Genomic DNA, 25,340 nt, shown 5'->3' with positions numbered 1-25,340 from the left:
GGGGAGCCTTAAAGGATGCTACGTTTATCCAAACAGATCGCTCATTTATTCTTGCTATGGTCACTACTATTTGTTGGTAGTGCGATGGCTGCACAACCGCTTTGGCAGGTATTGCCAGATTCAATCAACAAAAGCGTGAGTGACACTCGGGAATATAAAGCTATAAAGCTGAACAACGACATGACGGTTTTACTGGTTTCTGATCCAAAAGCCACTAAATCATTAGCGGCAGTTTCTCTACCCGTTGGGAGTATTGAGAACCCAGATAGCCAGTTAGGGCTTGCTCACTACCTAGAACACATGGTGTTAATGGGATCAAAAAAATACCCTGAACCAAGTAGTTTCTCTGAGTTTCTACAAAAGCACGGAGGGAGCCACAATGCGAGTACGGCCTCTCACCGTACTGCTTATTATTTTGAAGTCGAAAATGGGGCATTAGCAGAAGCGACGGATAGACTTGCTGATGCATTAGCTGAACCATTGTTAAATCCTATCAATGCGGATAAAGAGCGAAATGCGGTTAATGCCGAGCTAACTATGGCGCGAGCTCGTGATGGTATGCGTATTTGGCAGATCCGTTCTGAAACGTTAAATCCTGCTCATCCGAATGCTCGGTTTGCTGGTGGAAACTTAGAAACTTTAAAAGATAAACCAAATAGTAAATTACAAGATGAGCTAGTGAGCTTCTATAAGCGTTATTATTCTGCAAACCTGATGAATGGGGTGCTGTATGGTGACCAATCTATCGAACAATTAGCTAAAATAGCCAATGAAACTTTTGGTCGTATCCCTAACTTTAATGCCACTGTCCCTGAAATTAAAGTAGAGGCGATGACAGACAAAGAAAAAGGCGTTTTGATTCATTATGTGCCTGCACAGCCACAAAAAGCGATTCAAATCGAGTTCAGTATCAAGAACAATATGGCGGATTTTCGCAGCAAAAGTGACGAGTACATCAGCTATTTAATTGGTAATCGTAGCCCAGGAACATTAGCTGATTGGCTGATTTCTCAAGGTTTAGCGGAAGGTATTAGCGCATCAGCCTCACCAAACCTAGACCGTAATTATGGTTCATTCTCTATTTATGTGACGCTAACAGATAAAGGCTTAGCTGAGCGTGACCAGATTATTGCTGCTATTTTTGCTTATATTGACCTGATTAAAAACCAAGGGATAAACCAAGATTATTTCGATGAAATTGCCAAGGTTCTAAACCTTTCATTCCGTTATGGCTCAATTGTCAGGGATATGAATTATATCGAATGGTTATCAGACCAAATGATAGATATGCCGATTAGTCATGTTCTGGATTCTGACTATGTTGCGGATAAATATAATCCTTCGGCAATCAAGCAACGTTTATCTGAGCTAACGGCTCAAAATTCGCGTATTTGGTTTATTAGCCCGAATGAACCTAGCAATAAGAAAGCGTACTTTGTCGATGCACCTTATCAAGTCGACAAAATCACGGATAAGCAATTTACTCATTGGGCTAAATTGGAATCAAAAATGGCATTTAAGCTGCCAAAATTGAATCCATATATTCCTGATAACTTATCGCTGATTAAAACAGAGAAACCATATAAACACCCTGAGTTTATTTATCAGCAAGGCAATACTCGGGTGCTGTATATGCCAAGTCAATATTTTGCTGATGAGCCAAAAGCGAGTATTACGCTAGATTTACGTTCAAACCAAGATAGTAAAGATGCAAAATCTCAAGTCACTGGGTCATTACTGCAATATATTTCTTCATTAAAAATGGATGAGTTGCAGTACCAAGCCTCTGTGGCAGGAATGTCAGTTTCTGTCTCTCCAGGGATTGGTTTACAGTTAAATGCTAGTGGCTACACTCAGCATTTATCTGAACTATTTTTATCAATGACCAAGCTATATTTAAGTTTTGAGCCGACAGACAGAGAATTGGCTCAAGCAAAATCGTGGTACAAAGAGCAAATTGATGTATCAAACAACGCTAAAGCTTATGAATTAGCGATGCAGCCATTACAACGACTAAATAATGTTCCTTATTTTGAACAAGAGCAGAGACTTTCTGCATTGGAGACAATTTCTCTTAAGGATATTACGGATTATCGTCGTACATTAGTGGAAAGTGCCGCACTACAAGCCTTAGTCTTTGGTAACATCACCCAGCAGCAAAGTATTCAGACTATCAAAGATGCGAGTGCATTATTGAAAAGTCAGGGTAAAGAGTGGTGGCGTGGTGACATTGTCGTTGTTGATAAACCGTATTTAGCCGATTTCCATAAGAAAGGTAACAGTAGCGATAATGCGTTAGCAGAAATATTTATTCCTGCTGGCTATGAGCGTATTGACGGGGCTGTACTTTCTGGGATCCTCGCTAAAATTGTTCAGCCTTGGTTCTATGACCAATTGAGAACGAATGAGCAGCTAGGGTATGCCGTATTTGCCTTCAAGGTGGGTTTAGGTGACCAATGGGGTATCGGTTTCTTACTGCAAAGTAATGCAAAAACACCAGATTATCTCAATACTCGTTATCAGGATTTTTACCGTATAGCATTAGATAAGCTGAAGAAATTACCGGCTACCGAGTTCGAACAATACAAACAATCCATGATAACGGAGATGAATCAACCGCCACAAACTTTCTATGAGGAAGTAGGGCGTTACTCATCTGATTTTTCTCGTAATATTTTTAGTTTCGATACGCGAGATAAAGTTTTAGCTAGATTGGGAACCGCAACTCAAGCTGAAGTGATTTCATACTACGAGAACGCGGTTTTAAAGCAGCACGGTTTAGCCTTAGCTTCCCAAGTAATAGGTCAAGATGTAGCTGAGAAATCGGGTTATGCTCAACTTAAAAATTGGGTGTTATACCAAACCGCTTCTGAGCTACAAAAAAGATTACCTATCAAGGAAAATGCTGAGTGAATAAGATGCAGATGAGTTCCCAATTGTTAGATGCTTATAAATTACCGTTGCAAGGACAACGGTTAATTGAAGCATCGGCGGGTACAGGTAAAACCTATACGATAGGGATCCTCTATCTGCGTCTATTGCTGGGGCTAGGGGGCGAAAATGCGTTCCCTAGACCACTCAGTGTTGAAGAGATTTTGGTTGTAACCTTTACTGAGGCTGCAACCAATGAATTACGTGGGCGTATTCGTGATCGGATTCATAAAATGCGCTTAGCTTGTTTGAGAAATGGTTTAGGGTTCGACTCTGAGCCTGAGTATCTGACGTTATTAGACGAGCTACCCCACCAAGAACAGCGTGAGTTTGCGGCAAACTGGTTATTGGCAGCTGAGCGTCAAATGGATGAAGCTGCCATTTATACCATTCATGGCTTTTGCCAAAGAATGTTGGCTCATAATGCGTTTGAGTCTGGGATTTTGTTTGAACAAACCATGATCCAAGATGAATTCCCCATCCAGAAACAGGCTTGTGCCGATTTTTGGCGGCGCCATTTTTACCCTTTAGATTATTCCATGACTAAAGTGGTGCAGTCACAATGGAGTGGTCCAGAAGCTCTCTTGACGGAGATTAAACCTTTTTTACAAGGTGATATTCCATTAATTATCAATCAGCCTGAACAGCTTGAAACACTTGAAGAACGCCATCAACGCTTGATTGAGTTAATTCAAAATGTAAAAGAGGCGTGGAAAGCTCATCATGGGGATTTCGAAAAGTTAATTACTGATTCAGATGTTGATAAGCGCAGCTACAGTTCGCGTTTTTTACCAAGCTGGCTGGCAAAAATTACGGACTGGGCACACCAAGAAACTGAAGATTACCAACTACCACAAGAGATACTTGAGCGTTTTACTCAATCTCGGTTAGATGAAAAATCAAAAAGTGGTTCAGGGCCAGCTCATGAAGTATTTCGTCAAATTGATGAATTACTGGCTCAGACATTAACTCTCCGTGACTTAATCATTCCACAAGCTATTAGCGAAGTTAGGCAAACTATTGCTCGTGAGAAGCAGAGTCGTGGAGAGCTTGGCTTTGATGATTTATTAACTCGATTAGATAAAGCTTTACAACAAGATGGTGGCACATTATTAGCAGAAGCTATTGCTAAGCGTTTTCCTGTTGCCATGATCGATGAATTTCAGGATACAGACCCTCAGCAATACCGCATTTTTCAGAGAATTTATCAAAATACTGGAGATAGCGCATTACTGTTTATCGGGGATCCTAAGCAAGCGATTTATGCATTTCGTGGTGCGGATATTTTCACCTATATAGCCGCTAAAAAACAAGTTAGTGCTCACTATACATTGGAAACAAACTACCGTTCATCACAGAATATGGTTGAAGCAGTAAACCGTATTTTTAGTCATTGTAACAACCCATTTATTTTTGAGCAGATACCATTTCAGAAAGTTAATTATGCGCCACATAATATCAATAAGACACTGTTCCATCAGGGTTCAGAAGTAAAAGCGTTAACCTTTTGGCTGCAAAACTCGGAAGCCGTTTCGGTCGCTGAGTATGAGCAAGCTATCTCTCAGCAGTGCGCGGCGCAAATAGCTCAGTATCTTTCTGGTGGATTAAAAGGAACTACCTACTTTGTTAATCAACAAAAACAGACTCCGGTAGAAGCATCCGATATTACAGTTTTAGTTCGTAGCCGCCGTGAAGCAATTTTGATCCGTGATGCACTAAACCAACTTAATATACCTTCAGTTTTCCAATCGAATCGTGAGAGTGTATTCGCAACTCAAGAAGCTAAAGAGTTGCTTTGGTTATTACAAGCGGTGCTGACTCCGGAAAAAGAAAGGGTGTTACGTAGCGCCTTAGCCACAGGATTATTTGGCTTAACTGCACAAGATATTGATAATTTAAATTACGATGAGAAAGTGTGGGAAAACGTTGTTGATGAGTTCGCTCGTTATGCAGTAATTTGGCATAAACGTGGTGTTTTGCCTATGTTACGAGTTGTGATGTCCCAGCGACATATTGCCGAAACGCTACTCTCTGGCGTGGATGGTGAACGCCGTTTGATGGATATCATGCACATCGGTGAGTTATTACAAGCTATGTCCCTTCAACTTGAAGGTGAGCACACACTAACTCGTTGGTTGGCTCAACAGATTGCACATCCCGACCATCAATCTGATGCTCAACAAATGCGTTTAGAGAGTGACCGACATTTAGTGCAGATCAGCACTATCCATAAATCCAAAGGGTTGGAATATAAAATTGTCTGGTTACCCTTTGCGAGTAATTTTTTACCGCAGTCTCAAGGGCTATTCCACGATCGCGAGGATTTCATCACTAAATTAGATTTAGATGATGCGAAAGAGTATGTCGATTTAGCTGATGAAGAGCGTTTGGCTGAAGATCTTCGCTTACTGTATGTGGCATTAACCCGTGGGATCTATCATTGCAGTGTGGGAATTGCACCATTAATTAAAGGTAATCGTAAAAAAGCTGGGAATAGTGATTTACATTTATCTGCATTAGGTTATTTACTGCAAAAAGGGCAAGAGGGTGATTCTGTATTGTTAACCAATATGCTCACAGAACTCAGTAATGAGACTATCGATGTTCAATGTATTGAATCCTTTGATGCTGAACGACTAAATTTAACAATAGCGAGCACTGATGATTTATCTGCTAAAGAGATCTCACGCCACTTTGATGACCATTGGCGAGTGACGAGCTATTCGGGGCTGAGTTATCACGGCTCCTATAGTGAGGAAGAGCAGACATTATCAGCATTGCAGTTTGCTAATTCATTAGCGCCCAAAATGGATATTGAAGCCAGTTCAGATTTGGCGCTTATTGAATCAGAGGATAATTTATTCACGCCACATCGATTCCCTAAAGGCGCTGCGCCAGGAACCTTTTTGCACGGCTTAATGGAAGAAGTTGATTTCTCGGGTGATATCTCGTCAGAGTGGTTAGAAGAACAGCTCCAAGCCGCAGGGTTTGATATCCAGTGGGTTGAAATGCTTCAAGCGTGGCTAAATGCGATTTTAACGGTGCCATTAGCGGATGACGAGTTATGCCTATCGGCATTATTGCCACAAGATAGATTGGATGAAATGCAATTTTATTTGCCTATTGATAGTCTATTAAGCGCTAAAGATGTGGATGCGGTCACTCATCAGCATGACCCGCTCTCTAAGCGTTGCCCGCCGCTCAATTTTGAGCAAGTGCAAGGGATTTTAAAAGGCTTCATTGATTTAACTTTTTGTTGGAAAGGTAAGTTTTACTTATTGGATTATAAATCGAATTATCTGGGAGAGGATGCTTCATTTTATACTCAAGAGGCAATGGCTGAAGCGATGATTGACCATCGTTATGACTTGCAATATCAGCTGTATTCACTTGCTTTACACCGTTTTCTTCAACACCGAATGCCTAACTATGATTATGAAACACATTTTGGTGGGGTGTATTACCTCTTCTTAAGAGGGATAGATAGTGCAAATTCAAAGAATGGCATTTTCTTCTATCGCCCAACATTGGCGTTTATTACCGAATTTAATCAGCTGTTTCTTAATGCACAATTTGAGGGTTAGTCATAATGAAACAACTGTTAAATCAAGGTATTGAAGCGCGTTTATTAAGTCCCCTTGATGTGCAGTTTGCATACAGTATTGCGGATGAAAATAATCCTATTATGCTGATGACTGCAGCGCTATTGAGTGCAGAAACGATGTCAGGACATGTTTGCTTAGCACTGAATGATATTAGTTTTGAAACGTTATTTGCAGGACGACATCCTGAGTTTTCTGCTCAATTATGGGAAGCGATCGGCGCACCAAGTCCAGAATTAATCAAAGCTGCTTTGTTAGCCTCAGAGTCAGTTTGTTTGGCGGGTGATGAGCGCATTGCACCATTAATCCTATCGGGTGATTATCTCTATTTTCAGCGAATGTGGCAGTATGAGCAGTGTGTTGCGAGTTTTTTCTCGAAAACGCAGTTGGATAGCCATGATGAGCATAGTATTCAACCGATTTTAGACCAACTATTCCCTGAGCCAGCTGATATTAATTGGCAAAAAATTGCTGCAGCAGTTGCTGTAACTAGCCGGGTATCGGTGATTTCAGGTGGGCCGGGAACTGGAAAAACGACAACAGTAGCTCGTATTTTAGCGGCATTAATAAAACTTGGGCATCGGCAATCTCATCGCTTAAGAATTGAGCTTGCGGCACCGACAGGAAAAGCAGCTGCACGTTTAACAGAATCATTAGGTGAAGCAATCAAAAAACTGTCTCTTAGCTCGAATGAAGAAAAATTACTACCAAGCCAAGCTAAAACATTGCATCGCTTACTCGGTGCTCAACCTGAGAGTCAGCAGTTCCGTTATCATCGTGACAATCCCCTTGCGTTAGATATTTTAATTGTTGATGAAGCGTCAATGGTGGATTTACCCATGATGGCTAAATTAATTGAAGCACTTCCGGAACAGGCTAAATTGATTTTCTTAGGAGATAAAGACCAGCTAGCTTCTGTGGAGGCGGGAGCTGTACTTGGAGATATCTGCCGTTTTGCGGATGTGGGCTACAGTGTAAATCGGGCTGCTCAATTGGAACAACTCACCGGCTATGTATTGAGCGACTTTACAAATAACGAAGGCCCAGTGATCCGCGATAGCCTTTGTCTATTGAGAAAAAGTTACCGTTTTTCCGCAGACTCAGGGATTGGGAAGTTAGCTTTTGCTGTAAATACAGGTAATGCGAAGCGTGCTGATATCATTTTAAATGAGCAACTTAGCGATATTCACAGTTATATTTTTGATGATAATAGCCCTGAAGTTGAAAGCGGGGAAAGCTACGCGAATATGCTGTTGGATGCTGCAGGCTTTTATCAAGAGTATCTATTGGCGGTTAAAGCGAAAGAGAAACCTGAAAAAATTCTGCATATTTTCAATCAGTACCGTTTATTAACTGCATTACGTGACGGCCCTTATGGCGTTTCTGGGTTAAATGACAAACTTGAAAAACTACTTCATCGACAGGGCTTAATTTATAAGCCTTACAATCAGCAGCATAAACATTATGCGGGCAGACCTATTATGATCAGCCGCAATGATAGTCCATTAGGATTATTTAATGGGGATATTGGGATAATCTTACCGGATGAGGATGGCCAATTTAGAGCTTATTTTCAGTTTCCAGATGGGGAGATTAGAGGGGTTCAACCCAACCGCCTGCCACTGCATGAAACTGCATATGTGATGACGGTACATAAATCACAAGGTTCGGAATTTACTCATACCGCTTTAGTACTGCCTTATATATATTCCCCCGTGATCACGCGGGAGCTGGTTTATACCGCGATCACTAGAGCTAAAAAAGAATTATCACTGTATGGTAGTAAAAAAGTATTACGCCGTGCAATTGAGACCCCAACAAAGCGTCGTAGCGGCCTAACCCTACAACTGATGCAATTGAATTAACCCTACTGATTTAAGGTAATATTATGGAAAACCAACAGCCTATGACCGCTATCACTGTGACATTGAACGCCAAGCTTGAGCCAGCAAGGCGTGCTGACCTAGAAGATGCTTTTGATGAAGCGATGGAAAAACTTGGTAAAGAGAAAGAAATCCAAATTAGTGGTGGTGGTACTCTATTAGGTGACACTGGCGAAGTTTCCGAGTGCGACATCGAATTATCGGTTACTGAGGCAAGTGATGAAAATATCAGCTTAATTATTCAGATGTTTTCTGGCATGTTAGCGCCAAAAGGGTCTCGTTTAACCATTCATGGGGAAGATGTACGAATTGATTTTGGTACAGATGAAGGTTTAGCAGTTTACTTTAATGGGACTGAATTACCGGCAGAGGTGTACGAAAACAATGATATCAATGATCTTTTCGACCAATTGGATGAAGCAGTAGAAGATATTGGCAGTATTCATGGGGTTTGGGATGGCCCAACAGAAACGGCATTTTATTTCTACGGAACCTCTTTTAGTGAAATGGAAGAAATTCTAAGACCACTATTAGAGGCTAATCCACTGAGTCAAAAATGCCGAGTTGTACAAATCGCATAATTTGTTGAACAACGATAAAACCCAGATATGAAATTATCAGTAAAGTTTTTAATCTCATTCATGGGTTTTTATCTGTAGCTTAAGCGACGTGAGTTTTAATATTTAACATCAAAATCTTAGACTTACGTTGATAGTTATACAGAGCCTGTTTTTTCATTGGTAGCATTTCAATTTCGGCAGGCATAAAACCACGCTCTTGGAACCAATGAATACTGCGAGTCGTTAGGACAAATAATTTATCCAGATCTAATTGTTTGGCTTGTGCCGCTACTCGGTTAAGTAGCTCCTCACCACGGGAAGAGCTTCGGTAGTCTGGGTGCACGGCTACACATGCCATCTCTCCTAATTTTTCGTCAGGATAAGGGTAAAGTGCTGCGCAGGCTATCACTAAGTTATCTCGCTCAATAATGGTAAATTTATCAATCTCCATTTCGAGTTGTTCGCGAGAGCGGCGGACTAAAATACCTTGCTGTTCTAATGGCCTGATAAGCTCCAAAATCCCCCCAATATCATTAATATTGGCACGACGGGTTTTCTCTGAACTTTCCATGACGATTTGTGTTCCGATACCATCACGAGAAAACAGTTCTTGGATTAATGAGCCATTTTCTTGATAACTCAATAGATGGCTGCGGCGTACACCACGGCGGCAGGCTGTTGCTGCGCCACGTAAAAAACGTACAGTACCAGAATAATAATCCCCTTCAGACTCTAACTCTTGGATACGAGCTTCGGCTTCATTTGGGAATAATTCAGATAAAATATTGCCGTTTTTATCAGCGACTCCCTGAGAAGAACAAAACCCGATAAGTTTTTCAGCTTTGATTTTTACGGCTAGCTGTGTGGCAATTTCTTCGGATGTCAGATTGAAACTCTCACCAGTCACTGATACTGCAACAGGACCAATTAGGACGATTGAGCCATTATCCAATTGCGCGTTAATCGCATCTTCATTAATGCGGCGGATACGGCCACTATGGCAATAATCAATTCCATCATCGACACCTAGAGGCTGGGCAATTACAAAGTTACCACTGACCACATTAATATGGGCACCTTGCAGCGGTGTATTTCCTAAACTCATCGATAAACGAGCGGTGATGTCCAGTTGTAAGGCACCAGAGGCTTGTTTCACATATTCAAGGGTATTCGCATCGGTAACGCGCGTATGTTTATGATAAATAGCTTCATAATTATGTTCTGCGAGAATACCTTCTATTTGAGGTCGAGCACCATAAACAACGACAATACGAATTCCTAAGCTATGTAATAAGCCTATATCATTGACAATGCTTGGAAAATTCTCATGTTCGATTGCTTCACCACCCAACATAATAATAAATGTTTTACCGCGGTGGGCGTTTATATAGGGTACCGAATGGCGAAATTCATCAACCAACTCGGTGCTACGCTCTTTCATAATTACCCTCTTAATTGAATTTTTATTCGTTATTACTGTATTTTTATTCTTTTTGGCGGTAAATATCAAGTAAAAGATGAGACAAGAAAAGTAACAAATTTATTTTTAATATTTACATATCTCTATATATAAATGTCTATAATAAAAACAATTCAATCTGTATATCAGATGGTTGCCAATCAATGCTATTCAATTAGTGAGCATAATTAGTCTATTTGGATTGCAGTATGACGTCATTTATATTGCTGAAATAAGATCAGCATTCCGACATATAAATAATAGTTTGGTAATGACAAAGCATGAAGAACTAGATAGAGTGCGAATTAATCGCTAAGATATTATCTCTTGTCTTAATTTATATTTAACTTTTCAGGTTTAGATTCGGAATTATTGATGAGTCATCAAGATCACAGCCCATCAAAACGCCGCCTATTACAAGGTGCGGCTGCGGTTATGCTGCTGAGTGTCAGCCCATTCGGTTTTGCTGCGAGTAGCAGCATTATTGCCGTGCGCATTTGGCCAGCCTCGAGTTATACCCGTATTACACTCGAATCGAGCGTCCCTTTAAAGTATCGCCAATTTGTGCTGAATAATCCTGAGCGCATTGTCGTTGACTTGGAAGGCGTACAGTTAAATAACGTACTAAAAAATATGGGAAGCCAGATTCAGTCTCGCGATCCTTACTTAAAATTAGTTCGGGTTGGGCAATTTGATCCGAAAACAGTACGTTTAGTTTTTGAAGTGAAGAATAAGGTTAGTCCTCGATTCTTTACTATTGCTCCTGTCTCCGAATTTAAACATCGTTTGGTCATTGATTTTTATCCGGGTAAAGGGGTAGAAACCAACGATGATCCTTTATTGGCATTGCTTGAGGATTACAATAAAGGGGATTTAGAAGAGAGTATGCCTGCTCAGGCGAAAAAACCGGGTAAAGCAGGGACTGACCGACCGATCATTATCATGATTGACCCTGGTCATGGCGGTGAAGATCCCGGTGCAATTGGTAAATATAAGACACGCGAAAAAGACGTAGTCTTACAAATTGCCCGTCGATTGAAAGCATTGATTGATAAAGATCCAAAAATGCGTGCTTATATGACACGTAATGAGGATGTATTTATTCCATTGAAAGTGCGGGTAGCAAAAGCCAGAAAAATGCAGGCAGACCTTTTTGTATCGATTCATGCGGATGCTTTTACTAACCGCTCAGCAAATGGTTCATCGGTGTTTGCGTTGTCGACAAAAGGTGCCACCAGTAATACGGCACGTTATCTTGCACAAACCCAGAACGAAGCTGACTTAATCGGTGGGGTGAGTAAAAGCGGCGATGTTTATCTCGACCATACCATGTTAGATCTGGTGCAAACAGCGACAATCAATGACAGTTTGAAGTTTGGGGATGAAGTCCTTAAACGCATGGGGAAAGTAAATAGACTGCATAAGAATCGGGTTGATCAGGCTGGGTTCGCAGTATTAAAAGCCCCTGAAATTCCGTCTATTTTGGTGGAGACTGCCTTTATTAGTAACTTGGAAGAAGAGCGTAAGTTAAAGACTGCTAAATTCCAACAGCAAATGGCAGAGTCAATTTTCCAAGGGATTAAAGCCTATTTCCGCAATGGTGGCGAGTTAGCAATCCGTAATAAATAATTAATAAATTAAAGAAGGTGGTGAGCAGCAATGTGCGCCGCCTTTTTTATTAGCAAAAAAGTAACGTATTGATAAAAAGTAATTTGTTGGAAATTGAAAGAGTAGAAAACGAATTGAAGCTTTAAAGGAATAGATAAGAAAGAATACAACTAAGAATTGGTTGCGGGGGCTGGATTTGAACCAACGACCTTCGGGTTATGAGCCCGACGAGCTACCAAGCTGCTCCACCCCGCGACTGAAAGGTTAAAATATACCAGGAAATTGGTTGCGGGAGCTGGATTTGAACCAACGACCTTCGGGTTATGAGCCCGACGAGCTACCAAGCTGCTCCATCCCGCGCCTGAAATATTTTTTACTACTTTAATAAACTACATTTTGATTTTACTACCGAAACTACATTGACTAAATCAAGAAATGACTAAATCAAAAATTGGTTGCGGGGGCTGGATTTGAACCAACGACCTTCGGGTTATGAGCCCGACGAGCTACCAAGCTGCTCCACCCCGCGTCCGATAGCGGGCACTATACTCGGGATGAGATCTGATGCAAGTTTTTTCGTGTTTTTTTTTCATTTTTCATTACTTGGAGGATGAAAAATAGACAAAATGTTGATTTTTTATTCTTGGTGAGGGTGAAAAGCAAAAATAGCCCCACTAAATATTTTTACACGTTTCATTCTCAATTTGGGTTTGCTATTGTGCGCTTCATATCGGATATGAGTTAGGTGGTAAAGATGAATTCATGGCAGAAAGGGTTAATTGCAGGCGTCTTTTTGAGTTTTTTAGTTGGTTGTCAATCTCATCCAACAGATAAAGGGCAGCAGTATAAAGATGGTAAATTGGTTAGTGACTTACAGCCAGTGAGCCAAGTTAATGTACAAGGGAGGCCTATTAATACTCCTGACTTTAATCGCCAAGTGACGGAAATTAAAAATTCATCACCACGTTTATTCAATAGTAATAATGACACTTATCATGCGATAGAAAATTGGTTGATGGCGGGGGGCGATCCGGCTCAGTTATCACGCTTTAATTTATCGGCTTTCCAAATGGAAGGAATGGATAACTACGGTAACGTTCAATTTACGGGATATTACACGCCAGTTATCGAAGCTCGCCGTTCACCACAAGGGGAGTTCCGCCATCCACTTTACGGGATGCCACCGAAAGGTAAAAAACGTTTACCGAGTCGAGCGCAAATCTATAATGGTGCGTTAAGTAAAAAACACATACTAGCTTATAGTAATTCTGCAGTTGATAACTTCATGATGGAAGTTCAGGGCAGTGGCTATGTAGATTTTGGTGATGGTAGCCCGCTAAACTTTTTTGGTTATGCCGGAAAAAATGGTCATGCTTATAAAAGCATAGGTAAAGTGTTAGTTGATCGTGGCGAAGTCCCGTTAGAGAAAATGTCTCTACAAGCGATCCATGATTGGACAAATTCCCACAGTGAACAAGAAGTTCGTGAGTTATTAGAATCCAATCCTTCATTCGTTTTCTTTAATCCGCAATCTTTTGTACCGGTACGTGGCGCGAGTGCAGTACCATTAATTGCTAAAGCCTCAGTCGCATCGGATAAAACATTGATCCCACCAGGCACTGCATTATTAGCTGAAATCCCAGTATTGGATAATAACGGAAAATTTACGGGCCAATATGAAATGCGTATGATGGTGGCACTTGATGTTGGTGGTGCAATTAAAGGGCATCATTTCGATATTTATCACGGAACAGGGCATGAAGCGGGAAAAATGGCGGGTTTTTATAACCACTATGGACGCGTGTGGGTGTTGAAAAAGAGCCAACCTGTTTTTAGTTCGTTGTAGTTATTGTTTTAACTAAGGTCGTTTGTCATTATGCAAACTCAACTTTCTGACGCGTGGATGCAGCGATTTGCTGGTATTGGGCGTTTATATGGGCAACAAGCTCTCCAGTTATTTGCTCGTTCTCACGTTTGTGTCATTGGTGTTGGTGGTGTAGGCGTCTGGGCTGCGGAAGCGTTAGCTCGTTCAGGTATTGGCTCTATCACTCTGATAGATATGGATGACATTTGTGTCACTAATACTAATCGACAACTTCACGCTCTGAAATCAACCGTAGGGCAGCCTAAAGTTGATGTGATGAAGAATCGTATTTTGGATATTAACCCCGAATGTCAGGTGAATGTTATCGATGATTTTATTACCGTCGATAATGTTTCTGAATACCTCTCCAAAGGGTTTAATTACGTCATTGATGCTATCGACAGTGTTAGACCGAAAGCGGCTCTATTGGCTTATTGTCGACGTTTTAAAATTCCTGTTGTGACAACCGGTGGTGCTGGTGGGCAAATTGACCCAACACAGATCCAAGTTGTAGATTTGGCTAAGACTGTTCAAGATCCTTTAGCCGCAAAATTGCGTGAAAGATTAAAGTCAGATTTTAATGTCGTTAAAAATGGCAAGGGTAAGTTAGGAATTGATTGTGTATTCTCGACTGAGCAATTGGTTTACCCGCAGAGTGATGGCACAGTTTGTGCGGCAAAAAGTACCGCAGATGGCTCTAAACGTATGGATTGTGCTTCAGGGTTTGGGGCGGTGACGATGGTTACTGCTAGCTTTGGTTTTATTGCTGTATCTCATGCATTGAAAAAAATGATTGCTAAAGCTCAGCGTGAGGCTCAAAAATAGGTTATTGAGGCTACAAGGTAGCCTCAAATATCATTAGGCAGGGGTCATTTCACTCGCAATGTTTTTTATCGCGGCGATCAACGCTTGAATACCATTCTGGCGTGACTCGCTAAGCTGTCCTGATAAACCAGTCTGGTTAAAAATATCATCAAAATCAGTTGTTAATATTTGCTCGGCATTCTTATGTTCGATCGCGGTTAACAAGATAGCAAATAAGCCTTTTACTACACGTCCTTCACTGTCACCATAAAAGTGAAAAGTATCATCATCATTGAGAAGTGCGCCAATCCATACTCGGTTTTCACAGCCTTGAACTTCTTGAGTCTGTTGTTTCTCTTCATCCGTTAATGTTGGCAACTGTTTCGCTAACTGGATTAATAGACGATATTTTTCTTCCCAAGCTTTTTGTTTGGAAAACTGTTCAACAATTTCATGTGTGACAATCTCTGTGCCAAAGGGATGAGAAGCCAGTTCATGTCTAGACAAAGTCATTAGATTTCCTTTTAATCATTTAAAATCGACAGTGCAAATTTTACTGAATTAATAAACTTATCAATATCTTGTTTGTTATTGTAAGGCATCGCTGAGATCCGTAAGCAACCGCTTATTTTCAGTGAATCCATTAATGGTTGTGCACAGTGTTGCCCATAGCGTAGAGCAATTTTTTGTTCGGTCAAGAAAAGACCTAAATCACTATGATGGATATCTTGAAAATTAAAAGATAATAGCGGCGATTGCGGTGCACTGTAGCAAATCAACCCATCGAACTGGGCTAGTTGCTCACGAGCATAACTAATTAGCGAGCAAGTATAAGTTTCTGCTTGGGCTAGGTCTTGAGTTTTTAACCAATCTAAAACTGCAGAGAAGGCTATGACTCCTGCGATATTGGGTGTTCCGGCCTCAAAACGTTGTGGAATCGGCGCAGGTGTGAAACCGTCGAAACTGACTTTGTTTAACATTTTTCCGCCGCCGTGCCATGGCGTCATTTGTTCAAGATGTTCAGCTTTTCCATAGCAGACTCCTAGTCCTGTTGGACCATAGAGTTTATGAGCAGAAAATACATAGAAATCAATATCAGTCGCTGTGACATTAAGCGGGTGGTGGACAACACCTTGAGCTCCATCGACAACGACTTTAGCCCCGACATTATGAGCCAACTGAGTTATGGCTTTAATATCAGGTTGATATCCAGTGACATTGGACATTTGGGTAATAGCAATAATTTTGCTATTCGCATTTAAGCAAGATTTAAGTGTAGCAAGATCGAGAGTTAAATCAGTATTTACAGCCCATTTTACGAGTTTCGCTCCCGTTTGCTGAGCCAAGATCATCCAAGGCAATAGATTTGAATGGTGCTCTATTTCACTGACAATAATTTCATCACCGGGCTGAAGCTTGTTACGGAAATAACTCTGCGCAATCAGATTGATCGATTCGGTAGCCCCCCGCGTCCAAATGATGTTCTTTTCATCCATTGCATGGATCAGTTTCGCGACAGATAAGCGCCCTTGTTCATAGTTGCGGGTGATTTTCAGTGACTCAGGGGATTGCCCTCGATAAACGGAGCTGCCCGACAGTCGATAGTAATCATTGGTGGCATTTATCATCTCCAACGGCTTGAGTGCGGTTGCTGCGCTATCAAGGAATATCGTTTCTGAATTTATCGCAGGAAATTGTTGGCGAAATTGTGGAGCGCTAAAATTATCCATGGTGTTGATTCTATGTTGTTACCTATTCAACGAGGTAAAAATGGGCTTATTTAAGGCTTAATCATAACGGAAAATGCGGAATAAGTAGAATGCGATAAAAAACGTCATTCTTTTATCCATTTTTTGAAATATTTTGTTACACTTGATTTTTAATGTGTGACGTAAGTTTTAGAATAATTGCAAACTGTGTGTCATCGATTACTGCTTTAGTATTGAACGTTGTTTTTTAGACTAATGAATAAATTTAATTTAAGATGGCGTTTAAATATGAAGTTATTCTTATTACGATGAAATAAATATTATTTATCTTTGATTTTGTGGGTTTTATAGAAGAACAATAAAAAAAGCACCGCGCTTAGGCGGTGCACTATAAAATCACTATGGACAGACAGGGTAAATGTACAGGAAGTGAAAAAAACAGTAGCAATCGCTACAAAGCCTGGTTTATCCAGACAACTTGCAAACACAACATCACAACCACAAAGCCAAAAGTTTCAAAGTAACTAAACTCTGCAACTTTTCGTTCCGGCTTAGGAAGTGCGCATACTATAGGTATTTACTAGCGTATCCTCAATGGACAATTTATAATGCTTCGGATGAAAAAAACTAATGCATATAGCGAAGCCAAGTAGAACTGATTATGTCTAAAAGATTACCGCCCTTAAATGCTCTGAGAGTATTTGATGCCGCCGCTCGTCATCTAAGTTTTACTAAAGCGGCAGATGAACTGTTTGTTACGCAAGCGGCTGTCAGTCACCAAATAAAAAGTTTGGAAGATTTCCTCGGGTTGAAATTATTTCGTCGGCGTAATCGTTCATTATTACTGACCGAAGAAGGGCAGAGTTATTACCTCGATATTAAAGAAATTTTTTCTTCTTTAAATGAGGCGACGAGAAAGCTTCAAGCACGTAGTGCTAAAGGCGCACTCACTGTGAGCTTATCTCCCAGTTTCGCTATACAATGGTTGGTGCCTCGCCTTTCGGGTTTTAATCAAGCTTTTCCCGGCATAGATGTGCGAATCCAAGCGGTGGATCGTGAAGAAGATAAGTTAGCTGATGATGTTGATGTCGCTATTTTCTATGGAAAAGGTAATTGGTCAGGTCTACGAACTGACCGGCTATATGCCGAGTATTTAATGCCAGTTTGTTCACCAACATTGTTAACTGGAGAAAAACAGCTCAAGATCCCAGAAGATTTAGCGAAACATACGTTGCTCCATGATTCATCCCGTCGAGATTGGCAAGCCTATGTTAAGCAATTAGATATTCAAAATGTGGTGAATGTGCAGCAAGGTCCTATTTTTAGTCACAGTGCGATGGTGATCCAAGCGGCTGTCCATGGGCAAGGTGTTGCGTTGGCCAATAATGTAATGGCAAAAAATGAGATTGATGCTGGTCGTTTAGTTTGCCCATTTAGTGAAGTATTAGTTAGTAAAAATGCATTTTATTTAGTCTGCCAAGAGAATCAGGCAGAGATAGGGAAGATAGCGGCATTTCGTCAATGGATCCTAGCGCAAGCAGCGAGTGAACAAGAAAAGTTAGGTTTTATTACCAATGATCAAGATTTACCGCTTATCGAATAGTTAAACAATCAAAACTAAGGTGCTATCGTGAATAGTCGTTTGATGTTAATTTTTGCAGGGATTAGCGGTTTTTTTGCCGTTGCTTTTGGTGCTATTGGCTCTCATGCGCTTGCGCCAATTATGAGTGAGCACCAAATGGCGTGGATTGAAACAGGTCTACGATATCAAATGTTTCATACTGTCGTTTTGATGGTATTGAGCGCAGTTTTATTACGTAAAGTTATTCTGTGGTTCTATTGGTCGGGAGTCTTTTTCTCCGTAGGGATACTTCTTTTTAGTGGAAGCCTTTATTGTATGGCCTTATTGCAGGTAAAATACTTTTCATATTTTACGCCAATAGGAGGCGTGTGTTTCCTGATTGGCTGGCTTTTAGTGGTTATTGGCGCTATGCGTCTAAGGAAATTGGCGTCACGCAATGAGTAATAAAATTGCACTGTATTGCCGCCCGGGCTTTGAAAAAGAGTGTGCAGCAGAAATTACAGATAAAGCAGGACAACGGGAAATTTTTGGTTTTGCCCGTGTAAAAGAGAACAGTGGGTATGTGATTTTCGAATGCTATCAAGCCGAAGATGCCGATCGACTAGCTCGTACTCTGCCGTTTCGTGAACTGATTTTTGCTCGCCAAATGTTTGTTGTGGGAGACTTACTCAAGGATCTGCCACCTGAAGATCGTATTACTCCAATAGTGAATATTCTCAAACAACAAGTTGAGAGAGCGGGTGATCTTCGCGTAGAAGTTGCGGATACGAATGAATCCAAAGAGTTAATGAAATTCTGCCGTAAATTTACAGTTCCTCTGCGTAATGCATTACGTAAAGAAAAAGTGTTATTGGCAAAAGAGAATTTTAAACGCCCAATTGTGCATGTGTTTTTTATTGCACCGGGTTGTTGCTACACCGGCTATTCTTATTCAAACAATAGTTCTATGTTTTATATGGGGATCCCGCGACTGAAATTCCCATCGGATGCACCAAGCCGTTCAACATTGAAATTAGAAGAAGCTTTCCATGTATTTATCCCTTATGAAGAATGGGATGAGCGTTTAGCTAGTGGAATGAAAGCGGTAGATTTAGGCGCCTGTCCGGGGGGATGGACTTACCAATTAGTCAAACGTAGCATGATGGTCGACGCTGTGGATAATGGCCCGATGGCAGAAAGCTTGATGGATACAGGGCAAGTAAAACATCATCGTGTTGATGGTTTTAAGTATCAACCAACATCGCAAAATATTACGTGGTTAGTCTGCGATATGGTTGAAAAACCAGCTAAGGTTGCAGCATTAATGACGCAATGGCTACAGGAAGGCTGGTGTCGTGAAACTATTTTCAATCTGAAATTACCGATGAAAAAGCGCTATGAAGAGGTCACTCATATTTTCGAAAAAATGAGGGCTCAATTGAAAGAAAATGGCATTAACGTATTGATTCAAGCTAAGCAGCTGTATCATGACCGTGAAGAAATCACCGTACATGTGCAGCGGGTATGGTCTGCCAATCCGATGGCTCGTGAGTTTTACTAATTAATAAAACTCACATGAAAAAGTCACTTCACGATGAAGTGACTTTTTTTATTTCGATGGTTTAGCTTCTTGGTAGCGTAGCTGGTTTAAGTTACCTTTAAGAATAATATCGGTTTTCAATGTTGCAATATCCCGGCAAATCATCGCGATTTCTTGATTGTTAGCGAGTTTTTTCTGCCATTTATCTTCAAGTGAATCAAAGTTAGCATACAGATTTTCAATATTCTGGAATTGCTGAAGTAGCGCTGTGGCACTTTTCGCACCAATTCCTGCAACACCAGGAATTTTACTGCTACTAATCCCTGCCAGCCCCCAATAATCAGGTAATTGCTCTGGTTTTACCCTAAACTCATTTTCAATAAACGGCACATCAAGCCAACGTTTTTGAAAATAATCACGAATACGTAGGTTGGGTGAAAGCAATTGGCAATAGCCTTTATCCGTGGAAACTATGGTTACCGTATGACCTGCACTAGCTATCCGTTTTGCTAGCGTGGCTGCCAAATCGTCTGCTTCATCACCTTCTGATTGCCAGCAGTGAATACTATTTTCTTCAAACTGAGAGATTAACAAGGGAAGCTCAGTCTGTAATTCTTCTGGCATGGGTTGGCGACCCGCTTTGTAGTCAGGCAATTTTTCATGGCGCCAGCTATGATGTCTACCATCCTCATCGAAAACCGCCACAACATGGGTGGCATCTGTATGAGTAATGAGTTGAGAAATTGCGGATAAACACGTCTCTCCACAGGGGCTACCTTGAACCGCATGGATACGTCGAATCAGATTTAATGCGTCAATAATTAATAAGTGGATCATAAATACCGTTAAGCTTTCTGACGCGCCATCCTTGGCGCGAGAGAGTCATTATTTCACGATTTCATAGCAAGGTTCGTATGCGGTTCCGCCTGGTAGCTTCATACGATGCTGTTTTACAAAGCCTTGAAGGAGAATATCCATACGCTTCATAATGTCGCTATCGCCATGAATTTTGAATGGGCCGTGTTTCTCTATGGCTTTCATACCGACTTCTTTCACGTTACCGGCAACAATTCCAGAGAATGCCCGACGTAAATCGGATGCCAGTTTTTCTGGTGCTTGACCCGGATGTAAGCTCAAGGACGCCATATTTTCATGGGTAGGCTCAAAAGGGTGTTGTAGGTCATGGGCAATTTTAATCGACCAATTGAAGCTATAGGCATCACCGGTATTTCGACGGTTTTCTTTCACCGCAGACATGCCTTTTTTCATGACTCGAGCAACTTCTTGCGGGTCATCGATAATGATTTGGTAATGTTGGCAAGCTTCATCGCCTAAAGTATGACGAATAAAATCATCCAGAACAGTGAAGTATTCCGCACTCTCTTTTGGTCCCGTGAGAACCAGCGGTAATACTTGCTCGCTGTTTTCTGGATCCATCATAATGCCTAATAGATACAGTAATTCTTCCGCAGTCCCCACACCACCCGGAAAAATAATAATTCCGTGAGCTAACCTGACAAACGCTTCAAGACGTTTTTCAATGTCAGGCATGATAATGAGTTCATTAACCAATGGGTTAGGTGGCTCAGCAGCGATAATAGATGGCTCAGTTAAACCAATAAAACGGCTGTCTTTATAACGTTGTTGAGCGTGGCCTACTGCGGCGCCTTTCATTGGGGCTTCCATCGCTCCGGGGCCACAGCCTGTACAGATATTGAGTTCTCGTAATCCTAGCTCATTACCCACTTTGCGACCGTACAAATATTCGGTTTCATTGATGGAGTGTCCACCCCAGCAAACGATCATATTTGGATCTTCATCAATGTGCAGTGCGCGGGCATTACGCAGTATGGAGAAGATCATATTGGTGAGATGGATACCGTTTTCTAGGTCAAGATGGAACTGTTTTTGAGCCGTATTGATTTGCCCGTGGACAAATAAAATATCGCGTAAAACGGCGAATAAGTTTGCTTGTAATGAACGAATGATTTTTCCGTCAACAAACGCTTTTTCCGGTGGGTTGATTAACTCGAGCTTAATACCACGCTCTCTGCGTAATATATTGATATCAAAGCCAGCGCTTTTCTCTAATAACTCTTTGCTGCTATCCGTTAAGCTACCAGAATGTAGAACCGCTAAGGAGCAGTTTCTATATAGCTGATATAAGTGGCTGCTAGCGGTCCGCTTCAGCATATCCACTTCAAGCTGAGATAAGAGATCCATAGATCCTAATGGACTAATATGAGTAATCAAGTAACACTCCTTTGCCCTATTGGGCCTTGACGTGTGAATTACATGAAAAATGGCTTGAAAAGCATTTTCTTCAATTACACTAATTTTCAATTAAGTAGGTACTTATTGCCGTGCTAAACGCCCCATATCAGGGGTAAATTGTTCATTACTGCGCCATGGATTAATATCTAAGCCGCCTCGTCGTGTGTAGCGTGCATAAACACTGAGCTTTTCTGGATTACACAGCGCAGTTATATCATTGAATATTCGCTCAACACATTGCTCATGAAATTCATTATGATGACGAAATGAGACAAGATAACGTAATAGAGCTTCACGATTAATTTTTGAACCGCGATAGTGAATCTGTACAGAACCCCAGTCTGGCTGGTTGGTTATCAAGCAATTTGATTTCAATAAATGGCTGACGAGTGTTTCTTCGACCAATAAGGGTTGTGTGCTATCGACTAAATATTGGCGGTTAAATTCATAGTTATCGATATCAATATCTTGATCATCAATACATTCTCCATGGAATTGATGAATGCTTTGCTGAGTGAAATCATCGAGCTTATAAAGTGTAACCTTAACACCACCATTAGCACAGTGGCTTAAGTCATTTTGCAAAACGCTTCGCACATTTTCCCACGTTTCAAAACGAGTCTGATTGAAACTGTTGAGGTACAGCTTAAAACTTTTCGATTCCACTAAGTTTTCACTTGTTGCATCAATACTCACCGAGCCAATCGCAACCTGTGGAACTCCACGATGATTTAGCCATGACAACTCATATAAAGTCCAAATATCGGCGCCATGGAATGGGAGTGCATTTGCATGAATATCCAAGGGATCACGATTCAAGCTACGAGGAACGGCTTGTAATAGGCTTGCATCATATTGATCGTGGTAAGCTGTTTTTTTCCCAAGGGTTAAATTATCGAGAGCCGGATTGTTTTGGTAGTGTGGCATAAAGGTCCTTATCTTTCAGACGATATTTTTTCTGAAAACTAAAAAATTGTGCGCATTTTATTCGCCTTGAAACTTCTGTCATAATACCACTTATCGATAATATTGACGTCTGCCAATTTAAATTGGTTTAAATAACGTTATTTCTCATAGTTGCTAAATAATGAATACAATAATTTCTGATTTAATTAAAGATTTTACCTTGCAGTATGTTTCAAAATGGCAAGAAGTAACCGGATTTCCTCCAGAGTCGAGTGACCTATATGGTGTCCCTTCTCCTTGTATTGTTCGAACCGGGGAGGATGTGGTTTATTGGGAGCCTCAGCCATTTCCTTTAGAGGAAAAAAATTTAAGCCGAGTTGCAGCCGCGTTGGATATCCAATTGCAAGATGATATCCATGCATTTTATACCTCACAATTTGCCGGGGATATCAGTGCGACATTTGAAGATATTCATCTCAATTTACTGCAAGTTTGGAATGAAGATGATTTTATTCGCCTGCAAGAAAATCTCATTGGTCATTTAGTTACCCAAAAACGACTTAAGCTATCTCCAACGTTATTTATCGGGACATTAGATTCTGAGCTAGACATGATTTCTATGTGTAATTTGACCGGAGAAATTATTTTGGAAAAATTTGGTAGTAAGGAACGGCGAGTACTTGCAACAAATCTTGCGAGCTTTATTCAACAACTGAAGCCTGCACTATCATCTCAGGGGTAAGAGATAAAGGACGAAAGTCTGTAAGCCTAAGCCTACAATTTAGCTAAGCTATCGCTTAATCATTTTTAATTTCAGTGAAATGATAATTATTTCACTTTTAATTTCATGGCGTTACTATCAATTTAAGATTTCGCCGTTATTTATTAGATAGTTTAGTTTGAAGAGCTAGGTTGTTTCATTAATGGATTTAATACATTCTTAGCGGGCTGGACAGGGTAAGTTTGTTTGGCTTTTTATACATAAAAACAAGGTAATGGATAACCTAGCGGATTAAATTGATCTGCTAAATTGTTTTGACAGGATGTTAGACGGCAGGATGTCGTTTTGCAGGATGCAAGTTGGTAAATAGATAAGTAGCCAGTTAGGTTTTAACTGGCTACTTTTTTTATCATTGATGGTCTATTGAACGAGAGTTCTGACTCAACGATTCGATAATACTCTGGGACATCGCTTCCCGTAGGGCTTCACGTTTACGAAATTCAGAACGGCGTTGGCTTTTGACTGATTCAATATCGCGAGTAGGTTCTTGCAATGGAAGTTGGTACCAACCATCAGAAGTTAAGCTTGCCCCACACTCTTCCCAGAAAGTGTTATAGCTTGATTTTAAATGTTGGCTTTTAATATGGCTATCATTCGAAATCCCTTGGATTGATTTGACTTGGAAAAAGGCAGCAACAGCATAGATTGCCGACATGAGAAGGTTTTTAGGTCTCATCGCATGCATTTGTTTCGTGATAGATTTTACTTGTTCCACACTCTGTTCCGTGGAAGGCCCTTGCAAAGAGCACACATACAGCTGACCTTTCTCACCAAATGAAAAACTCATTAGATAAATTTCGTCACCCAGTTCATTAAGTAGATGAACAGAAAGGTCACCCTCTCGTGGATACTGGGAATAAATCAGTTTTAATTGAGCAAAATCGCCGGATTTAAGTTCGATATTAGCGATGGTTAATCCTGAGCGATTATTTGAAAACATCGCTTCAATAGCTTCTGGTTTGAATGTTTTCTCAATTAAATCGAGAGTGTAACTTGCGGTGAGTAATTTCTGTTTTCCACTCCAAGCTTTATGCAGGTATTTATTAATTGGGCGCTCAATAAAGTGAGGAACACCATCAATCACTGCCGCTAATCGAGAACTTTGGTAATTTTCACACATCGATTGATACTGCTGATATTCTTGCGAAGGCAGCTTGGCAATTCGGATCTTTCTTTTTAATTCTACATATTTATTAGTGAAAGATTTCCACGTCTTATTTTGCTGACGCCACTGCTTTAAGAGTCCCATAGATAAACCATTTTTATGTTAAGAATGAAAAAATCCAATCATTTAGAAAAACATTTGATAATAAATGCTGAATGTACAATGAAAGATAAACAAATATAAATTGTTTTAATAAAAGAGAGTAAAGGGTATAAAAATATCCATTTTTATCTGGAATATTGTTTTTTATTATGGTCAGCCCCATTTATTGTGTATCGCCCCATCTTTTCGACAGAATTGTGCAATAAAATCCAGTATATTTTGAATTATTACAGTTAAATAGGTTTTAGTATGAATATCGAACAACGCATCTTAGAGAAATTAGAGCATCTAGAAGCTGAGATGAAAGCCCAATCTTTATGGGATGAAGTTCCGCCAAGCTCTGAAGCATTTGAAAGTGTGGAGCCTTTTGCGATTGATACAATGGAGGCTGCACAATGGTTACAATGGATCCTAATCCCTCGTTTGAATGAAATGATTGACCAGGGAGCAACATTGCCGAGCAATTTTGCGATTGCCCCTTATTTTGAAGAAGTTTACAAAGAGGATGAAGATGGCAAGTTTATTGCGTTTCTCGACCATTTACGTGAGCTCGATAGCTATTTTCAGTTTACTGTAACAGGCGGATAATTC

Annotated in this window: 19 protein-coding genes and 3 tRNA genes; 12 read left to right on the top strand and 10 right to left on the bottom strand. The window is 40.6% G+C overall.

Features of this window, described 5'->3' with window-relative positions; all coding sequences use genetic code 11:
• The first annotated feature begins 15 nt into the window (after positions 1–15).
• Genes ptrA through EL244_RS13990 form a run of 4 tightly spaced genes read left to right on the top strand, consistent with a single transcriptional unit; the run spans position 16 to position 8,997 of the window.
• On the top strand, positions 16–2,913 hold the full coding sequence (gene ptrA / locus EL244_RS14005) for a pitrilysin (RefSeq protein WP_126461677.1): 2,898 nt from the start codon (positions 16–18) through the stop codon (positions 2,911–2,913).
• The gene (recB, locus tag EL244_RS14000; RefSeq protein WP_126461674.1) at positions 2,910–6,515 is read left to right on the top strand and encodes an exodeoxyribonuclease V subunit beta; all 3,606 of its coding nucleotides are present in this window, start codon (positions 2,910–2,912) and stop codon (positions 6,513–6,515) included. Before ptrA ends, recB begins: the two co-directional genes overlap by 4 nt.
• Before the next feature lie 5 nt (positions 6,516–6,520).
• Positions 6,521–8,398, top strand: a complete 1,878-nt coding sequence (gene recD, locus EL244_RS13995; protein ID WP_115164665.1) for an exodeoxyribonuclease V subunit alpha — start codon at positions 6,521–6,523, stop codon at positions 8,396–8,398.
• Between the two features lie 23 nt (positions 8,399–8,421).
• The gene (locus EL244_RS13990) at positions 8,422–8,997 is read left to right on the top strand and encodes a hypothetical protein (protein WP_006814071.1); all 576 of its coding nucleotides are present in this window, start codon (positions 8,422–8,424) and stop codon (positions 8,995–8,997) included.
• A gap of 79 nt (positions 8,998–9,076) precedes the next feature.
• Here EL244_RS13990 and argA read toward each other — a convergent pair whose 3' ends face one another.
• Positions 9,077–10,417, bottom strand: a complete 1,341-nt coding sequence (gene argA, locus EL244_RS13985) for an amino-acid N-acetyltransferase (protein ID WP_039854708.1) — start codon at positions 10,415–10,417, stop codon at positions 9,077–9,079.
• Positions 10,418–10,810: 393 nt separating this feature from the next.
• On the opposite strand from argA, the gene amiC reads away from it, so the two are divergent.
• Positions 10,811–12,064, top strand: a complete 1,254-nt coding sequence (amiC, locus tag EL244_RS13980) for an N-acetylmuramoyl-L-alanine amidase AmiC (RefSeq protein ID WP_006814069.1) — start codon at positions 10,811–10,813, stop codon at positions 12,062–12,064.
• A 157-nt stretch (positions 12,065–12,221) separates the two neighbouring features.
• Here the strand turns inward: amiC and EL244_RS13975 are convergent.
• From EL244_RS13975 to EL244_RS13965, 3 genes are all read right to left on the bottom strand, one after another.
• A tRNA-Met gene (locus EL244_RS13975) sits at positions 12,222–12,298 on the bottom strand.
• Positions 12,299–12,326: 28 nt separating this feature from the next.
• Positions 12,327–12,403: transfer RNA gene (locus tag EL244_RS13970), tRNA-Met, on the bottom strand.
• A gap of 92 nt (positions 12,404–12,495) precedes the next feature.
• A tRNA-Met gene (locus EL244_RS13965) sits at positions 12,496–12,572 on the bottom strand.
• 225 nt (positions 12,573–12,797) lie between these two features.
• On the opposite strand from EL244_RS13965, the gene mltA reads away from it, so the two are divergent.
• Together mltA and tcdA are read left to right on the top strand one after the other, a co-directional pair.
• Entirely contained in the window at positions 12,798–13,889 is a 1,092-nt protein-coding gene (mltA, locus tag EL244_RS13960) for a murein transglycosylase A (protein WP_006814067.1), read from the top strand.
• A gap of 30 nt (positions 13,890–13,919) precedes the next feature.
• Positions 13,920–14,732, top strand: coding sequence for a tRNA cyclic N6-threonylcarbamoyladenosine(37) synthase TcdA (gene tcdA / locus EL244_RS13955; RefSeq protein ID WP_006814066.1), 813 nt, complete (start codon positions 13,920–13,922; stop codon positions 14,730–14,732).
• A 33-nt stretch (positions 14,733–14,765) separates the two neighbouring features.
• Here tcdA and csdE read toward each other — a convergent pair whose 3' ends face one another.
• Entirely contained in the window at positions 14,766–15,224 is a 459-nt protein-coding gene (gene csdE, locus EL244_RS13950; RefSeq protein ID WP_006814065.1) for a cysteine desulfurase sulfur acceptor subunit CsdE, read from the bottom strand.
• A gap of 11 nt (positions 15,225–15,235) precedes the next feature.
• Entirely contained in the window at positions 15,236–16,441 is a 1,206-nt protein-coding gene (gene csdA, locus EL244_RS13945; RefSeq protein ID WP_126461671.1) for a cysteine desulfurase CsdA, read from the bottom strand.
• 640 nt (positions 16,442–17,081) lie between these two features.
• On the opposite strand from csdA, the gene EL244_RS13940 reads away from it, so the two are divergent.
• Genes EL244_RS13940 through rlmM form a run of 3 tightly spaced genes read left to right on the top strand, consistent with a single transcriptional unit; the run spans position 17,082 to position 19,542 of the window.
• The gene (locus EL244_RS13940) at positions 17,082–18,023 is read left to right on the top strand and encodes a transcriptional regulator GcvA (RefSeq protein ID WP_006814063.1); all 942 of its coding nucleotides are present in this window, start codon (positions 17,082–17,084) and stop codon (positions 18,021–18,023) included.
• 27 nt (positions 18,024–18,050) lie between these two features.
• On the top strand, positions 18,051–18,446 hold the full coding sequence (locus EL244_RS13935; RefSeq protein ID WP_039854706.1) for a DUF423 domain-containing protein: 396 nt from the start codon (positions 18,051–18,053) through the stop codon (positions 18,444–18,446).
• Positions 18,439–19,542, top strand: a complete 1,104-nt coding sequence (rlmM, locus tag EL244_RS13930) for a 23S rRNA (cytidine(2498)-2'-O)-methyltransferase RlmM (RefSeq protein WP_126461668.1) — start codon at positions 18,439–18,441, stop codon at positions 19,540–19,542. Before EL244_RS13935 ends, rlmM begins: the two co-directional genes overlap by 8 nt.
• Positions 19,543–19,590: 48 nt before the next feature.
• Here rlmM and xni read toward each other — a convergent pair whose 3' ends face one another.
• From xni to queF, 3 genes are all read right to left on the bottom strand, one after another.
• Positions 19,591–20,358 carry a flap endonuclease Xni gene (xni, locus tag EL244_RS13925; RefSeq protein ID WP_126461665.1) on the bottom strand — a complete coding sequence of 256 codons (768 nt, stop codon included), beginning with the start codon at positions 20,356–20,358 and terminating at the stop codon, positions 19,591–19,593.
• A 48-nt stretch (positions 20,359–20,406) separates the two neighbouring features.
• Complete coding sequence (gene ppnN / locus EL244_RS13920) at positions 20,407–21,774, bottom strand: nucleotide 5'-monophosphate nucleosidase PpnN (protein WP_126461662.1); 1,368 nt, start codon at positions 21,772–21,774, stop codon at positions 20,407–20,409.
• A 102-nt stretch (positions 21,775–21,876) separates the two neighbouring features.
• Positions 21,877–22,722: an NADPH-dependent 7-cyano-7-deazaguanine reductase QueF gene (queF, locus tag EL244_RS13915; protein WP_126461659.1), complete on the bottom strand. Its 846-nt coding sequence runs from the start codon at positions 22,720–22,722 to the stop codon at positions 21,877–21,879.
• A gap of 160 nt (positions 22,723–22,882) precedes the next feature.
• Between queF and syd the strand changes: the two genes are divergently transcribed.
• The gene (syd, locus tag EL244_RS13910) at positions 22,883–23,443 is read left to right on the top strand and encodes a SecY-interacting protein (protein ID WP_006814057.1); all 561 of its coding nucleotides are present in this window, start codon (positions 22,883–22,885) and stop codon (positions 23,441–23,443) included.
• A gap of 388 nt (positions 23,444–23,831) precedes the next feature.
• On the opposite strand, the gene EL244_RS13905 is transcribed toward syd, so the two are convergent.
• On the bottom strand, positions 23,832–24,731 hold the full coding sequence (locus tag EL244_RS13905) for a VirK/YbjX family protein (RefSeq protein ID WP_112837314.1): 900 nt from the start codon (positions 24,729–24,731) through the stop codon (positions 23,832–23,834).
• A gap of 267 nt (positions 24,732–24,998) precedes the next feature.
• On the opposite strand from EL244_RS13905, the gene EL244_RS13900 reads away from it, so the two are divergent.
• Positions 24,999–25,337, top strand: coding sequence for a YqcC family protein (locus EL244_RS13900; protein WP_126461657.1), 339 nt, complete (start codon positions 24,999–25,001; stop codon positions 25,335–25,337).
• Positions 25,338–25,340: the final 3 nt, after the last annotated feature.

It is taken from the genome of Providencia rustigianii (assembly GCF_900637755.1).
Lineage (GTDB): Bacteria > Pseudomonadota > Gammaproteobacteria > Enterobacterales > Enterobacteriaceae > Providencia > Providencia rustigianii.
The sequence above is the reverse complement of the archived record's forward strand: the minus strand, read 5'-3'. Positions and strand labels throughout refer to the sequence as shown.